This is a genomic window from Siminovitchia terrae (genome assembly GCF_003605405.2).
Taxonomy (GTDB): Bacteria; Bacillota; Bacilli; order Bacillales; family Bacillaceae_C; genus Siminovitchia; species Siminovitchia terrae.
The window spans coordinates 15,232-29,620 of the sequence record NZ_QYTW02000032.1 but is presented as its reverse complement, the minus strand read 5'-3'; the positions used below and the strand labels follow the sequence as shown (position 1 = coordinate 29,620).

Genomic DNA, 14,389 nt, shown 5'->3' with positions numbered 1-14,389 from the left:
TATGCCAATAACCAAATGTAAGCACTTACAGTGTTTTTCGAGTTTATCCGATAAATAAAACGGCAAAATCTGCCGTTCTATCGGCGGATTTTGCCGTTTTATTGTTTTTTCGTATGAGCAAGCCCTTTCTTTTAGACGATTTTTTCACGCTGTACATAATTCCATCTCTAGATTTGTTTTACCTATACTTCAGCTTTATTTTTTTCTATCCCATACAATTTGATTTTATCTCTTAAAGTACGCTCAGAAATCTTAAGTGCATGGGCTGTTTTTTTGCGATGCCAGTCAAATTTATTAAGCGTTGCAGCAATGACTTGTTTTTCAACTTCCGACATAGGAACTCCAATAGGTATTTTAAGGAGATTTCCATTGTCATCTAATTCAGTTGAGAACAAAGCCGGTTTTTGTTCCTGTACGTTCATTGGTAAATCTGTATCCATAATCACATCGCCTGTAGAAAGTGCAACTGAATATTCTATTATGTTCTCAAGTTCACGCACATTTCCCGGGTAACTATACTCTTGAAGAATCCGGCGGGCTGATGCAGATAACGATTTCTTATCCTGGTTCATTTCCTGACAATATTTTTCGATAAAATGGTTGATCAATAGCGGCAAATCTTCTTTTCTTTCCCTAAGAGCCGGCATTAAAATAGGTATTACATTTAGCCTGAAATATAAATCTTCCCTGAATTTCCCTTCTTTGACCATTTGTTCAAGTTTCTTATTCGTAGCACATACGATTCGTACATCAAGTGAAATCTTTGTATTCGATCCCAGTGGCGTAACCTCACGCTCCTGTAAAACACGCAGCAGTTTAGCTTGGATTGAAAGTGGCATTTCACTGACTTCATCCAAAAACAGTGTACCACCATTAGCGGCGACCCATTTTCCTTCCTTCCTCTCTGTGGCCCCGGTAAAAGCCCCTTTTTCGTATCCAAACAGCTCCGATTCAAGTAACGTTTCCGGTATTGCTGCACAGTTTACGATTTCAAGAGGAGCATTTTTTCTTTTTCCAGTGTTATGAATACTTCTAGCAACCAGTTCTTTCCCTGTTCCACTTTCACCTAATATAAGTACATTTGAATCTATATTCTTTATACGGTTAATCATGGAGAACACATGATTCATCGGTTTGCTCTTGCCAAGAAAATTCTCATAGCCTATCCTCTGCTCCAATTCTTCATGAAGCGTCTCCAACTTGGAGGTCATTTGAGTGAATTCAACAGCTCTCATCAATAGAAGATGAAGCTCTTCCATATTGATAGGCTTTTCAATATAATAATACGCCCCCCTCTTAATCGCTTCGATAGATGATTCTATAGAAGCATACGCAGTCATCATAATGACAGTGGGTGATGGCGTTTCTTTTTTTATTTTCAGTAAAACGTCTAATCCATTTACACTCCCAATGCGCATATCCAGCAAGACGATATCCACAGGCTTTTTCTTAATCAATTGAAGACCCTTCTTAGGATCAGTGGTGGTTGTAATGCAATAATCATCCTCAAGCGCAAAAGTTAAGGATGCGCAAATGGCTTGCTCATCATCTATGACCAGAACATGCGGTTTCACTTTTTTATCTCCTCCGGTTTGTACAATGGTAATATGATAGTGAATACCGTTCCCTGATTAGGTTGGCTTTCTACATGAATATCCCCGTTATTTTCTTTTATGAGATTGTAGGATAAGGTAAGGCCTAAACCTCCTCCTTTTTCCTTACTTGTATAAAAGGGTTCGAAAATACGGGTTAACTCACCCTTTTCTATCCCTTTTCCTGTGTCCGCAATTATAATCCTTCCGTAGTTGCCATTCTCTTTTTCCATCAAAATCCGAATTTTTTTTTCTGATGAATCTTCCACTGCGTCGATTGCATTTAACACTAAGTTAAAAATCACCTGGCGAATTTGTTGAGGATCAATATAAAATACAAGGTCTTGGTCTATGGATTTTTCAAGAAGTATTTGTTTTTTATCAATTGTAACCTTAAGGAACACTAACAATGAGGAAAGTTCAGGTGCCGTGTAACGTTGTTTGTTCGGCGGACGCGGACGTGAATATTCAATGAGATCAGTAACTATCAAATTCAGCCTGCTCACTTCCGCAGGCAAATGCTCAATAATCAGATTCCTAAATTCAGGACGATCATACTTCTTGGGGAGCATGTCAATGAACGTTTTTATGGCTGTTAGCGGATTGCGGATCTCATGTGCAACACCAGCAACCAATTGTCCAAGTGCATGTAGTTTCTCTTGTGTGATTAGTTTTTGCTGAAGCTTCTTCTTTTCCGTTTCATCATTTAATGCAAGTATATAGCCAGTCAGTTCCTTGTGAGAATCATACATTCTAAGCATGCGGAAGTATATGATCTTTCTTTGTCCATCATCCATTTCTACTTCAATCGTATCGGCTGCATCTTCCTCCGGAGTATCCTGGTCATCACATTTCCGGAAAAACCTCTGTAAAAGTGAAGTGAAATTTTTAATCTCGTTCAATTCATCATCAACCTGACCAAGTATGTCCAAGGCTCTTGTATTAAAACTTTTAATTGTAAAATCAAGTCCGAATGTAACAATGCCGGTGTCAATATTATTTAATATCTGATCTTTAAGAACATTACTATCAGCAATTTCCTGCTGTTGATTTTTCAGATTCTTATTTAACTCCCTTAGTGCATACGTCTGTTTACTGACAGCTTTTTTCAGTCTCTGATTCCATATGTAGATAATAAGAAGGACTAGGGCAACGATTGATAATATTAATGAAAGTAGAAAAATGAAATTTTTTAACCTGGTTATTTCCGCTTCAGGCTTTGGTTTTATCCATTCGTCAATTAACGGATTTAATTCACCTTTTGCTTTTAGGTTGGTAATAGATTGATTTATTTGTCGAAGCAGTTCTTCATTCCCTTTTTTTACAGCTATTGAATAATCGGCGGGTTCAATAACTTCATCAAGAATGACAAAATTATTCTCCTGTTCAATATGTTTCAGATAAAAACTGGCAGTCCATTTATTTCCTATAAAAACATCTGCTTTTTCATTAACCAAAATCAGGAGACCGGCATATTCATTTGTAACTATTGTCAAATTGGAATTTCTCATGTTTTGCAAGGTGCCAATGACTGGTGAATTATTCTCTAACACTATATGGAGATCACGTATATCAGAAATTTTTTTGATGCTTTTTTTTTTCTCATTTGGAATTATCAACGAGTATGACATCATAAAATACGGGTCGGAAAAATCAAACCAACTATCTTTTTCTGCATTATATGAAACCCCAGCTATTGCATCAATTTTTCCTTCCTTAAGTGATTTTTCCGCTTCTTCTATACTCATCGAGACATATTCAAGGTTGAACTCATTTTCCTTCGAAATTTTTTCCATTAGATCAATGCTGATACCAGCCAATATCCCATCTTCTTTCGTATAGGAAAAAGGAGGGAGCGCCCATTCTCCAGCAACCTTATACGTTTTTTTCCCTGCAAATACTGTAGAAGGATTTAGTGCTACAGTTCCAAGAATAAAGAAAAAAAGCATAAGCAAATAAGGGATTTTGAATTGTTTTTTTCTAATTTCCCCCCATTCCCTTCTAAATAAAGTGGATTCATTATAAATATTGCAACTTATTACCATAGACCATAATACTAGATTAGCCCAGCATACTGGAAGGTGCAATACGAAAAATGATGATTCAATATAGGACAATACCTGCCAAACCGGCTATGAGAATGATCAGTGCAGGGTGCCATTTAAATTTCATCAGGGCAAATAAACAGAATAAAAACAGGAGACCTCCAATCAAAGTTTCCTTCGAGATGGAAAAAAGGCCGTTTGACAAGGCGAAAGAGTATGCCGCGAATATAATCAGCGCGGTAACGACGGGACGCAGTCCATAAAAGGCAGATTGGACCACAGTAATTTCATTTAACTTGTAAAAGAAGGCCGCTATGATTAATACAATTAAAACCGAAGGAATCGTAATGGCAACAGCCGCCGTAATCGCTCCAGGCAATCCGGCTGTATGGAAGCCAATAAAGACGGCTGTGTTCGTGGCAATCGGGCCAGGTGACATTCCGGCGACTGCGATAACATCGATCAACTCCTGGGATGTCATCCAGCCGTGGCGGGTGACTTCTAATTCAATCATCGGGATGATGGCATAGCCGCCGCCAAATGATACAAAGCCGATCAACAAGAATGTGAGAAATATATCCAATAGCATGTTTTTACCTTCCTTCTTCAACCTTTCTTCTGCATGCGCTTCTTTCCTTCTTTGATGGCTTCATTTTCTTAATGGCGATGCCACTCAATATTCCTACAGCGATTAAAAGGACAGGATGCATATGAAAGAAAATGAGCAGTATGACTGCTATGATCATTAAGGCTAAAGTAGATTTATCCGGTATGGAAGAGCGTACAGTCGTAATTGCGGCGTATACGATGAGGGCGACGACCGCAGGCCTAATCCCTTTAAATGCGGCCTCAACATAATCGCTATTTCTGACGGTAAGGAATAACAGGCTTAAAATGATGACGATTAAGAAGGTCGGAATCATCATGCCAATTGTTGCTGCGAGTGCCCCCTTCACTCCCGATATCCGATATCCGACAAAAGCAGCCGAATTAACTGCCACCGATCCCGGAGCTGATTGTGCAAGCGCAAAGGAATCGATGATCTCCTTATCTTGAATCCATTTCTTCTTATCGACCACTTCTTTTTTCATTAAAGGCATCATGACAAACCCGCCGCCAAACGTGACAGGGCTGATTTTCATGAAGGTCCAAAACAATTGCAGGAGCAGATGCTTGTTGTTTGCTTTCATTTCTCCGTTGCTCCTTTCACTTTTTTCCTTTTATGAATAAAGCATTGAAACTATTGTCCAATCAAATGCGCCTTGGCGTATTTGCGCCCAGATTTTATCGAGCTTCGCTCGATAAATTTCCTCTGAAAATCTGTGGCATCCGCCGGAGGCTTTGACTTTATTCAGCCGGGGTTTGAACCCCCACTGAATGGAATACTAATTTGCATTCATCTCACCACTTACAGAAGTGGGAGATTTCTGCTGAATGAAGTTAAAATATGACTGAAATACTTGCATTGCGGCTCCAAGCGCAACAGCTTCTTCTTTTAAGGAACCTTTTTTAAATATTGGGGTAAACATCTCTGGCATATAGATGTGCGATTTTGCAGAGGCAACCGCCTCTTCATAAAAAGTGGGGATTCCATACACAAGGCTGCCGTGGAGAACAACGAGTTCCGGCCGAAGAGAATTGATCATATTCGCCAGGCCGATCCCAAAATAAAAAGCGCCTTTTTTAACAATCCGAACAGCTTCTGGGTCATTTTTTTTCAACAATAGCAAGAAGTCCTCAAAGGAAGTCTCTTCGCCGCTTGCCCTCTTGTATTCTTCAACCATCGCAGGAAAAGAAGCATAAGCTGTTAGACATCCTTCCCTTCCGCATATGCAGACCTTACCGTTTGCCTGCACGATGACATGCCCGAGGGCGCTTGTATCTCCCTGACCTGCATAAAATATCCTTCCATCATTCATGACTCCGCCCCTGATTCCATATCCGTGGACACAATAAAGAATATTACGGAACGCCTCGTCATGTTGGATAAATTCCGCCACAGCCGCGCTATTCGCTCCATTATCAACTAAAATACGGACAGGAAAGCTTTCAAGTCCCTTTCGGATATCGACATTTTTCCACCCTGCTGAAAGGAAAGATTCAGGATTAACCATTTTTCCCTCTTCTCTATGGATAGGCCCTACCGCCCCCACACCGATTCCGAGAAGATCCTTGAAGGAAATATGATATTGAGCCAGCCACGAATCAATTATTTGATTGATTTCAGCAAAAACCACATCAGGTGTCTTTGCATTTGTCATGGAAATGAAATGCCGTTCTATGACGGTAAAGTCAACCGTTGTCAGAAGAACCCTTACGGCAGTCCGGGAAATATCGATACCGATGATCCATGCCGATTCCTTCATTGTTTCATAGAGTATAGGTGGCCGCCCTCCGCTCGAGGGGCCGACTCCCCCCTCCTTAATCCAGCCATTTTCCAAAAGCTCTTCTATCGTACGCGTCATCGTGGTTGGCCTTGCTCCCAGCAGCTCAATCAGTTCCGCTTTTGAAATGGAGTTGCGTTTATGAATTTGTCTGTATGTTTCTTTTAAAAGCAAATTCTTTCTCGAATCGTCAGCCAGGAATTTTTTCAGCAATGTTTATCCTCCTGATTTATCTTTATCAATTTTCCCTTTATTCCTTTTTGGAATTAAGTATCATCTTTATTCTAAATAAATGAAGGCAGGTGTTCAAGTATTTTATTAAGAAAAACGCAAGCGCCTGGCTCAGCGCTGGCAAACAAGATGATTCCCGAGGAGGCAGTTCTTCAGCTACCACAGGGAAGCGACTTGATCCTTGCGGGGCTCTTGCGGGGCTAGGCGCCGGCGGCACTAGTACGTCCTGTACGTCGGCAGGCTCAGAACGCGACGTCCTGTCGCTTCGCTTGCACTAGTACGTCCTGTACGTCGTAGCTGGACAACAATCCACTTTGTTCAAATTGTTAAACCTAAAAAACTTATACTTTCTTTTAAAAAAACACAAGGCGCCCTATTGGCGACAAGCACAAAACGAATTTTAGGTGACGCTTTTCACCCATCTCCTCAATTTGGCTTGATTCTTCGCCGATGGCGCCTAAAGCTGAATATATAACTTTTATACCAGTACCTCTTCTTTATTTTCCTTCCTTCAGATAAGTTCATTGGCCTACAAACTGCTCTTCCTCAATCTCTTCGTTCTCAATCAACACAGCTTGATCTTCCCCCATCGCCAGCGCTGTCCGGATTTCTTTCTCTGCTTCTTCATCACCTAAGTCACAACCGTGACTTCTCCCCCGTGTTTGTCACGCAAAACAATCGCCTCTTCGACCGCATATTCATCATATGGATTCATGATGAACTCAGCACTACTATCATCAATTTCATTCCCCGATACTATAATCTTTTCTTCTGTATCAAAAGTCCGTTTCAATAGAACAAATATTTTCATAAGTACCTCCACGCTATTCATAAATAAATTTACTCTTTCTGTTAGCCCAATTGTTTGTTGTATAAAGGAATCTTCTGCTCATCCTTAGCCGTATATTGATAAGAATATTTCTCTTGAACAAGTAAAATAGCAATGGCTCCAACTATGCAGGCGAGACTGATCACCGTAAAGTTTGCTTGAACACTTAAATTTTGCGACATCAGTAGACCCACGAGAGTCGGCGACATAATTCCACCCAATCTTCCAAAGGCCATCATGATTCCAAGGGCCGTTGAGCGAACCTCCGGCGGATAATATTGAGAAACAACTGGATTAAGCAAATTATGAATTCCAATGGAAGCTGCTCCAATAATACCAACGAGAATATACGCGATGACAATATGCGGGGCTACAGAAATAAATATGAGTGAGAGGGCTCCTGCAAAGAAGAGTGGGATAAGTACTTTTTTCGCTCCATATTTATCCAGCAACGGACCGATAACAATCGTTCCGATCGTAGCTCCTACATTCAGGAGTGCCAAGAAAAGCAGGCTTGAGCTAAGGTCGTAACCGGCTTGAAGCATTAGCTTTGTCAGCCAGGTGTTCATCGCATAAATTAACAGAAAACAACTGAACGAAATGACCCAAAACATAACCGAACTCAGGGATCTTTTTTCGCTCATCAGTTTTCTAATAGATGCTTTCTCCATTCCACTGCCAGCACAGGCAAATTTAGTCGCTTCGCTGAATTTTTCATTCGGAACAGCCTTCTTCATAATAGCCAATATTTCTCTGTCTCTTCCCTGATTCGCCAATACACGCAATGATTCTGGCAATGCCTTTAACATAAACGGAACGAGTAAAAGTGGGACTGCAGCCAACCAAAAAAGAGGCTTCCAACCATATGTCTCAATCACAAATTTACTCAACAGTGCAATAATCATTGACCCGACGGAATAACCGCAAAATATCATCGCCACCATCGTGCTCCGAATTTTTTTCGGTGCAAATTCTGTTGAAAGAGCAACGATATTCGGCATCACTCCACCAAGACCCACTCCTGCGAGAACACGTAAAACAGCAAATAAGAGCGGACTGTTTGCAAAGCCTGATAAACACGTGAAAAAACTGAAAATAACTACACTGCTTATCACAATTTTTTTCGGACCTATCCGATCCGCGGCCATACTCATTCCCACCGCACCCACGACCGTTCCAATCACTGTATAACTTCCAATGGCTCCCGTCTGCACTGGGGAAAGTGCCCATTCCTCCATTAAAACAGGAACAACCGCGCCGTAAATAGCTGTGTCGTATCCATCAAACAAAATAATAAGAAAACACCAGAACAACAGTTTAAAATGAAAGCGATTAAACTTACTTTTATCATAAAGTTGATTAGCATCAATTGTGTTCATGTGAATTTAACCTCTTTTTTAATTCTTCAGTCAATTTTAATTTACTTATTTTTCCTGAAGCTGTGACTGGCAAATTGTCCATGATGATAAACTTATCAGGAACTTTATATTTCACAAATCTTTCTTGTATATATTCCTGGAGCGACTCCTGCTCAAGATCCACGCCCTCTTTCGCTACAACGCAAGCGCACGTCACTTCACCATAAATGTCATCGGGCAGGCCAATGACTGCCGCATCCACAATATCTGGATGCTTGTGGAGACTTTCTTCTATTTCACGTGGGTAAATATTAAACCCGCCCTTAATAATCATTTCTTTTTTTCTACCCACAATCCGAACGTACCCCTTCTCATCCATTGCAGCCAAATCTCCGGAATAAAACCAGCCTTCATGATCAATAGCCGTCGCTGTTTCTTCCGGCATATTATCATATCCCTTTGTCACTCCCGGCCCTCGACATGCAAGTTCTCCAACCTTTCCCACCGGACATTCAGCTCTGTTTTCATCAACTATTTTTAATTCCACACCCGGTATTGCACGTCCAACCGTTTCGGCACGCAATTGATCGGTATCTTCAAATGACGTAATGGTGAGAGTTGCAGATGTTTCTGTCATGCCATATGCAACGAGAACATTACAATTCATTTCTTTCCGGATTCTCTCCACCACCTCCACTGGACAAGGGGCAGCGGCCATTTCCCCTGTGCGCAAAGAGCTTAAATCATATTTCTTAAAATCCGGGGAATTCAACTCCAAAATAAACATAGTCGGAACACCAGGATGCACAGTCACTTTCTCTGCTTCGATTAACTCCAAAGCTTTGGTCACTGAATATTTCTCCATCATCACAAGTTTTCCCCCGCAAAAAGTGGAGCGAAGAATAAACGTTATACCAAAAATATGAAAAAGCGGGTTAGGAATTAAAAAAATATCTTCTTCTGTACACTCCATCACTTTGGCAGCTGACATGGTGCTGAATAATACATTTTCATGCGTCAGCATTGCCCCTTTAGGACGGCCGGTTGTTCCAGATGTAAATAAAATCGCAAATAAGTCTTCTTTAGGTTCCACTTGGAAGGCTGCTTCCAAATTCTGTCTGGCTAACAGTTCATCATATTGAACAAGCCCTTCCTCTTGAAACCCGACAGATATTATTTCATTCAATGTTGTTATTTCTTTCTGAAGCTCAACAAAATAGCCTTTTTCACCACAGAACAACACTTTGGCTCCAGTTTGTTGAACAATGTAGGAACATTCTTCCTTACTGAAGAAAGGATTAAGGGGAATAAGCACAGCGCCCGCCCGGGCAATCGCAAAAAACGCTGTTATAAATTCGGTGGAATTTTTTAATGCTACCCCTACACGATCACCGCTCTTTACACCTAAGCTGACCAAACCTCTCGCTAGACTAGTTACATCCTGATCAAGTGCACCATAGGTAATCCTTTTAGCTCCGTCCACGATTGCCTCTTTGTCAAAAAATCGTTTAGCAGTCAATTTTAATGTGTTACTGACATTCAGTGTACTTTGCAGCTTATTCATCTTCTTCACCCTTTTTGTTAACGCTCTCATTATCAAAAGTGAATCATGGCATTTTCATTCCTTTTTATACCTGTAAAACTGTTATCATTATTAGACTGATAACTTTAATTTGAATGCAAAAATCTACTAAATTATAAAGCTTCCCAAATGGCCGCGATTCCTTGTCCCCCGCCAATACAAACAGCAGATGCCCCGTACTTATTGTTGCGTCTTTTTAATTCTTTCACAAGTGAGTGAGAAATCCTTGTACCGCTTGCCGCCAGCGGATGACCTAAAGCAACTGCACCACCGTTTACATTTCCTATCTCAGGGTCAAATCCCAATTCCTTTTGACAAGCTAAATACTGAGCAGAAAAAGCTTCATTGATTTCAATTAAATCCAAATCTTTAAGCTGGAAGTCCGCTTTCTTTAAAGCACCTTGAATAGCTGGTACTGGTCCAATCCCCATATATTTAGGTTCTACTCCGACAACATCCCAAGATACGAGGCGCGCGATTGGCTGTAAACCGTTCTTTTCTGCATAATCACTTGAAGTAATGATAACTGCCGCGGCTCCATCCACCATCCCGCTCGCATTCCCCGGAGTCACAACTCCATTTTTGACAAAGCGGGCTTCTAGCTTACTTAATTGTTCCATGCTCGTATTACGGATGTGCTGATCTTGATCCACAACCTCATCGCCTTTTCTACCTTTTACAGTGACAGGAACAATCTCTTCATCAAAATAGCCTTTATCCCTTGCAGCGATGGCTCGCATATGACTTGTCAATGCATGTGTATCAATTTCTTTGCGGGAAATCCGATATTTTTCTGCAACATTTTCCGCTGTTTCCGCCATGGAGTATCCGCAATTTGTATCTAACAGACCATCGAATACCCAGTCTTCCACTAATGGTGCACCAAGCGGGCTCCCCCATCTCATTCCGCGGATTACATGAGGCACCTGACTCATATTTTCTGTTCCTCCAGCTAATACAACATTAGCCTCTCCTGTTAAAATATATCTGGCTCCAGCTAGGATTGTTTCAATGCCTGTACCGCAAACACGGTTGATCGTAACAGCCGGGACTTCAAGCCGAGTACCTGATTGCAGCCCGACATGTCTAGCAAGCATATGGGCATCCTTGCTTGACTGCTGAACATTGCCGAATACGACATGGTCAATATCTTCAGGCGAAATTCCTGATTTTTTAATCGCCGCTTTTGAAGCCATCACTCCCAATTTTGTTGCTGTAATATCTCGAAAAGACCCCGAAATTTTTGCAAAAGGTGTACGGGCTCCCTCTACTAAGACAATATGACTCATACTTAACACCTCTTTCACATGAATAAATGCGCTTGGCGTATTTGCGCCCATTTTTTATCGAGCTCCGCTCGATAATTTTCCTTTGAAACTCTGTAACATCCACCGGAGGCTTTCACTTTATTCAGTCGGGATTTGCCCCCCACTGAATGGAATACCAATAAGCATTCATCGCCACTTACAGAAGTGGGAGACTCCAGCTGAATGAACTTAAACCATGTATCGTTCCGCTGTAATGATTCGATCTGCAATACGACGCTTGATTGCGACCATATTATCCGGACTGCTGCTGATCAGGCGTCCAATGGTCTGGGAAAACTGTTCATTATCGTTTAAGTGATTAAGAATATTCAAGCCTTTTATTGCACACCATTGAGCTGTTTCATGAACATATACTTTTGTGCAATCTAGTATTTGCGCGTTGCGATCATCACTATATTTCGTAAGCAGCTTATCTGCACGAAGGACAGCACTTTCGCTCGCGTAAATAGCAATAGCAAGATCAGCCAAAAAAGCGGCTGCTTCCTGCTCCTCATTCAGATCGTCAAATCCTGCCTGGTGAATAGCCTGAATAGTTGAATCCAAGTATTCTTTCATAAGCTGGATTGTTTGTTTTTCCCGTTGCAAAGGGCCATCATTTACTTGTTTATTTTTCAGTGGCTGTTTTCCATTTTTTAATATTGTGGATGCAATAATCATTCGATTGATTTCATTTGTCCCTTCAAATATCCGGTTTATCCGAGAATCGCGATAGATGGCCTCTACTTCATATTCAGCCATATAGCCATATCCGCCATGAATTTGAACGGCTTCATCAACTACAAAGTCTAGTGCTTCTGTAGACATCACCTTATTAATGGAGCATTCAACGGCAAAGCGGGCAATCGTTTTTCCATATTCCTTACCTGAATCTTTCATTTCCTCGAATCCATCTTGCATCGCCCCTGCTGTTCTGTATACAGCACTTTCATTGGCGTACGTTTTGATGGTCATACCAGCCAGCTTTTGTTTGATTAAATTAAAACTTGAGATTGGCCGTCCGAATTGCTTTCGTTCATTTGCATATTTAACCGCGAGCTCCAATGATCTTTTCGACGAACCAAGCGCTGAAGCGGAAATTTTATAACGGCCAATATTTAATACGTTAAATGCAATAATATGCCCTCTGCCAATTTCACCAATGACATTTTCAACCGGTACTTTTACCTGATCTAAAATGAGCGAACGTGTAGAGGACCCTTTTAAACCCATTTTGTTCTCCTCGGGGCTCGTTGACAGTCCTTCAGAGTTTTTTTCCACAATAAAAGCAGTTATTTGTTTGCTGTCTACTTTCGCATAGACAATAAACACGTCGGCGAAAGCCGAATTGGTAATCCATTGCTTCTCTCCATTTAATATGTAATGCTTTCCATCATCCGCTAGGATAGCCCTTGTTTTTAAGCCTAATGCATCTGTACCTGCTGACGGTTCTGTCAGTGCATAAGCAGCAATTTTATTTCCTGAAAGCAAGTCGGGCAAATATTTTTCTTTTTGAGCTTGGCTTCCAAAATAAGCAATCGGCAACGCACCAATCCCGGTTTGTCCTCCAAACGTAATTGAAAAGGAACGTCCTAATGCCATTTTTTCTCCAATAATTGCCCCGCTGACTTTTCCCAGGTCTAATCCACCATCTTCTTCAGGGATATCAGCACCAATTAAACCAAGCGCCCCCGCTTCTTTGATCAAACGAATTGTTTCATCAAATTCCTGGTTTTCTATTTTTGAAAGGGCCGGCATGACCTCGTTGATCACGAACTTCTCTGTCATATCCGCAATCATTTTATGTTCATCTGAAAAATCTTCCGGGGTAAAAATGTCATCAGAATGGATCGTTTTATTTAAAAAATTCTTCATCTCTGCATTTTTGGTTGCCATTCTCTCAACTCCTCAAAATCTATTAAGAAAAGCGAAAGGCGCGCAGCCTTAGGCGACAAGTACAAGGCGAATTGCGAGGAGGCAGTTCCTCAGTCACCACAGCAATTTGACTTGTGACCTCGAGCCGAAGGCGCCTGTAGCTAGACATATAAAATCTTAATCCGAACTAAATATTTCATCTGATTTTATGCTTTCTTACTCTGTTAAAAAAGAAGTATCCCTGATGACTTCGACCTCCTGCACATCTCGATACTTCTTTTTTTACATGGTCTATCTTCCTGAATACATAGGCTTTCTTTTTTCTACAAATGCCGTCAGCCCTTCTTTACGGTCTTCTGTTGAAAAAGCATTGCCGAAACAAGAGCTTTCGATTGTTAATCCTGTTTCGATATCCGTGTTGCTTCCTGCATTCACAGCAACCTTCATCATTTGCAATGCGATCGGAGGCTTCTGTGTAAGCTTGGCAGCCCATTCCTTCGCAGCGGATAATACCTCATTAACAGGTACAACTTTGTTTACAATGTGCAATTCCTGGGCACGAAAAGCATCAAACATCTCTCCAAAATATAGAAGCTCTTTCGCTATTCCCTGGCCTACTATTTTTTGAAGTCGTTGAGTTCCACCTCCTCCAGGAATGATCCCCAATCCGACTTCTGGAAAAGCGAATTTTGCTTTTTCTGAGCAAATACGTAAGTCACAGGCCAAAGCCAGCTCAAAACCGCCGCCAAGAGCCAAACCGTTGATTGCAGCAATAACAGGCTTGGTAGAGTTCTCAATTTGTGTATAAACACTTCTGGACACCTTGTTCATTTTATTAATACCTACAAGGTCCAATCCGGCCATTTCATTAATATCTGCTCCTGCAACGAATGCTTTTTCGCCGCTTCCTGTCAAAATGATTGCCTTTACTCGATCATCTTCATCAAGTTCCCGAAATACATCAGAAAGCTCTTTGAATACCTGTGAGTTGAGCGGATTTACCGGCGGCCGGTTAATCGTAATAATAGCTGTATTGTCTTCTATCTCACTGATTAGAAATTCATCATTCATCGTTTTTCCTCCAATCAAATGCGCCTTGGCATATTTGCGCCCAGATTTTATCGAGCTTTGCTCGTTAAATCCTCTAAAAGTCTGAGGCATCCGCCAGAGGCTTTCACTTTATTCAACC

The 14,389-nt window shown here is 41.1% G+C and carries 11 protein-coding genes and 1 pseudogene; all 12 read right to left on the bottom strand.

Annotation, left to right across the window (positions count from 1 at the left end; genetic code table 11):
- Positions 1-182 precede the first annotated feature (182 nt).
- On the bottom strand, positions 183-1,574 hold the full coding sequence (locus tag D5F11_RS22180) for a sigma-54-dependent transcriptional regulator (protein ID WP_120118529.1): 1,392 nt from the start codon (positions 1,572-1,574) through the stop codon (positions 183-185).
- Positions 1,571-3,637, bottom strand: coding sequence for a transporter substrate-binding domain-containing protein (locus D5F11_RS22175; protein WP_126646659.1), 2,067 nt, complete (start codon positions 3,635-3,637; stop codon positions 1,571-1,573). The genes D5F11_RS22180 and D5F11_RS22175 overlap by 4 nt, the downstream gene beginning before the upstream one ends.
- 58 nt (positions 3,638-3,695) lie before the next feature.
- Complete coding sequence (locus D5F11_RS22170) at positions 3,696-4,226, bottom strand: chromate transporter (protein WP_120118532.1); 531 nt, start codon at positions 4,224-4,226, stop codon at positions 3,696-3,698.
- Between the two features lie 4 nt (positions 4,227-4,230).
- Positions 4,231-4,827, bottom strand: a complete 597-nt coding sequence (locus tag D5F11_RS22165) for a chromate transporter (protein ID WP_120118533.1) — start codon at positions 4,825-4,827, stop codon at positions 4,231-4,233.
- 195 nt (positions 4,828-5,022) lie between these two features.
- Positions 5,023-6,234: an ROK family protein gene (locus D5F11_RS22160; RefSeq protein WP_120118534.1), complete on the bottom strand. Its 1,212-nt coding sequence runs from the start codon at positions 6,232-6,234 to the stop codon at positions 5,023-5,025.
- Between the two features lie 557 nt (positions 6,235-6,791).
- Positions 6,792-7,063: pseudogene (locus D5F11_RS22155) on the bottom strand (electron transfer flavoprotein subunit beta/FixA family protein); the annotation flags it as partial.
- Positions 7,064-7,104: 41 nt separating this feature from the next.
- Complete coding sequence (locus tag D5F11_RS22150) at positions 7,105-8,460, bottom strand: MFS transporter (protein WP_120118535.1); 1,356 nt, start codon at positions 8,458-8,460, stop codon at positions 7,105-7,107.
- Entirely contained in the window at positions 8,447-10,003 is a 1,557-nt protein-coding gene (locus D5F11_RS22145) for a class I adenylate-forming enzyme family protein (protein WP_120118536.1), read from the bottom strand. The genes D5F11_RS22150 and D5F11_RS22145 overlap by 14 nt, the downstream gene beginning before the upstream one ends.
- Before the next feature lie 131 nt (positions 10,004-10,134).
- Positions 10,135-11,310: an acetyl-CoA C-acetyltransferase gene (locus tag D5F11_RS22140; RefSeq protein ID WP_120118537.1), complete on the bottom strand. Its 1,176-nt coding sequence runs from the start codon at positions 11,308-11,310 to the stop codon at positions 10,135-10,137.
- Positions 11,311-11,324: 14 nt separating this feature from the next.
- A complete protein-coding gene (locus tag D5F11_RS26935) occupies positions 11,325-11,468 on the bottom strand; it encodes a hypothetical protein (protein ID WP_185830856.1) in 144 nt (47 codons plus the stop codon).
- A gap of 49 nt (positions 11,469-11,517) precedes the next feature.
- Positions 11,518-13,221 (bottom strand): acyl-CoA dehydrogenase family protein, encoded by a 1,704-nt coding sequence (locus D5F11_RS22135; protein ID WP_120118538.1) that lies wholly within the window; start codon positions 13,219-13,221, stop codon positions 11,518-11,520.
- A 270-nt stretch (positions 13,222-13,491) separates the two neighbouring features.
- Positions 13,492-14,271, bottom strand: coding sequence for an enoyl-CoA hydratase/isomerase family protein (locus tag D5F11_RS22130; RefSeq protein ID WP_120118539.1), 780 nt, complete (start codon positions 14,269-14,271; stop codon positions 13,492-13,494).
- Positions 14,272-14,389 lie beyond the last annotated feature (118 nt).

Bases quoted from the DNA above. Each gene is read 5' to 3' on its own strand.
- D5F11_RS22135 (WP_120118538.1), bottom strand. From the start codon at position 13,221: ATGGCAACCAAAAATGCAGAGATGAAGAATTTTTTAAATAAAACGATC.
- D5F11_RS22145 (WP_120118536.1), bottom strand. From the start codon at position 10,003: ATGAATAAGCTGCAAAGTACACTGAATGTCAGTAACACATTAAAATTG.
- D5F11_RS22170 (WP_120118532.1), bottom strand. From the start codon at position 4,226: ATGCTATTGGATATATTTCTCACATTCTTGTTGATCGGCTTTGTATCA.
- D5F11_RS22130 (WP_120118539.1), bottom strand. From the start codon at position 14,271: ATGAATGATGAATTTCTAATCAGTGAGATAGAAGACAATACAGCTATT.
- D5F11_RS22140 (WP_120118537.1), bottom strand. From the start codon at position 11,310: ATGAGTCATATTGTCTTAGTAGAGGGAGCCCGTACACCTTTTGCAAAA.
- D5F11_RS22175 (WP_126646659.1), bottom strand. From the start codon at position 3,637: ATGGTAATAAGTTGCAATATTTATAATGAATCCACTTTATTTAGAAGG.
- D5F11_RS22150 (WP_120118535.1), bottom strand. From the start codon at position 8,460: ATGAACACAATTGATGCTAATCAACTTTATGATAAAAGTAAGTTTAAT.
- D5F11_RS22165 (WP_120118533.1), bottom strand. From the start codon at position 4,827: ATGAAAGCAAACAACAAGCATCTGCTCCTGCAATTGTTTTGGACCTTC.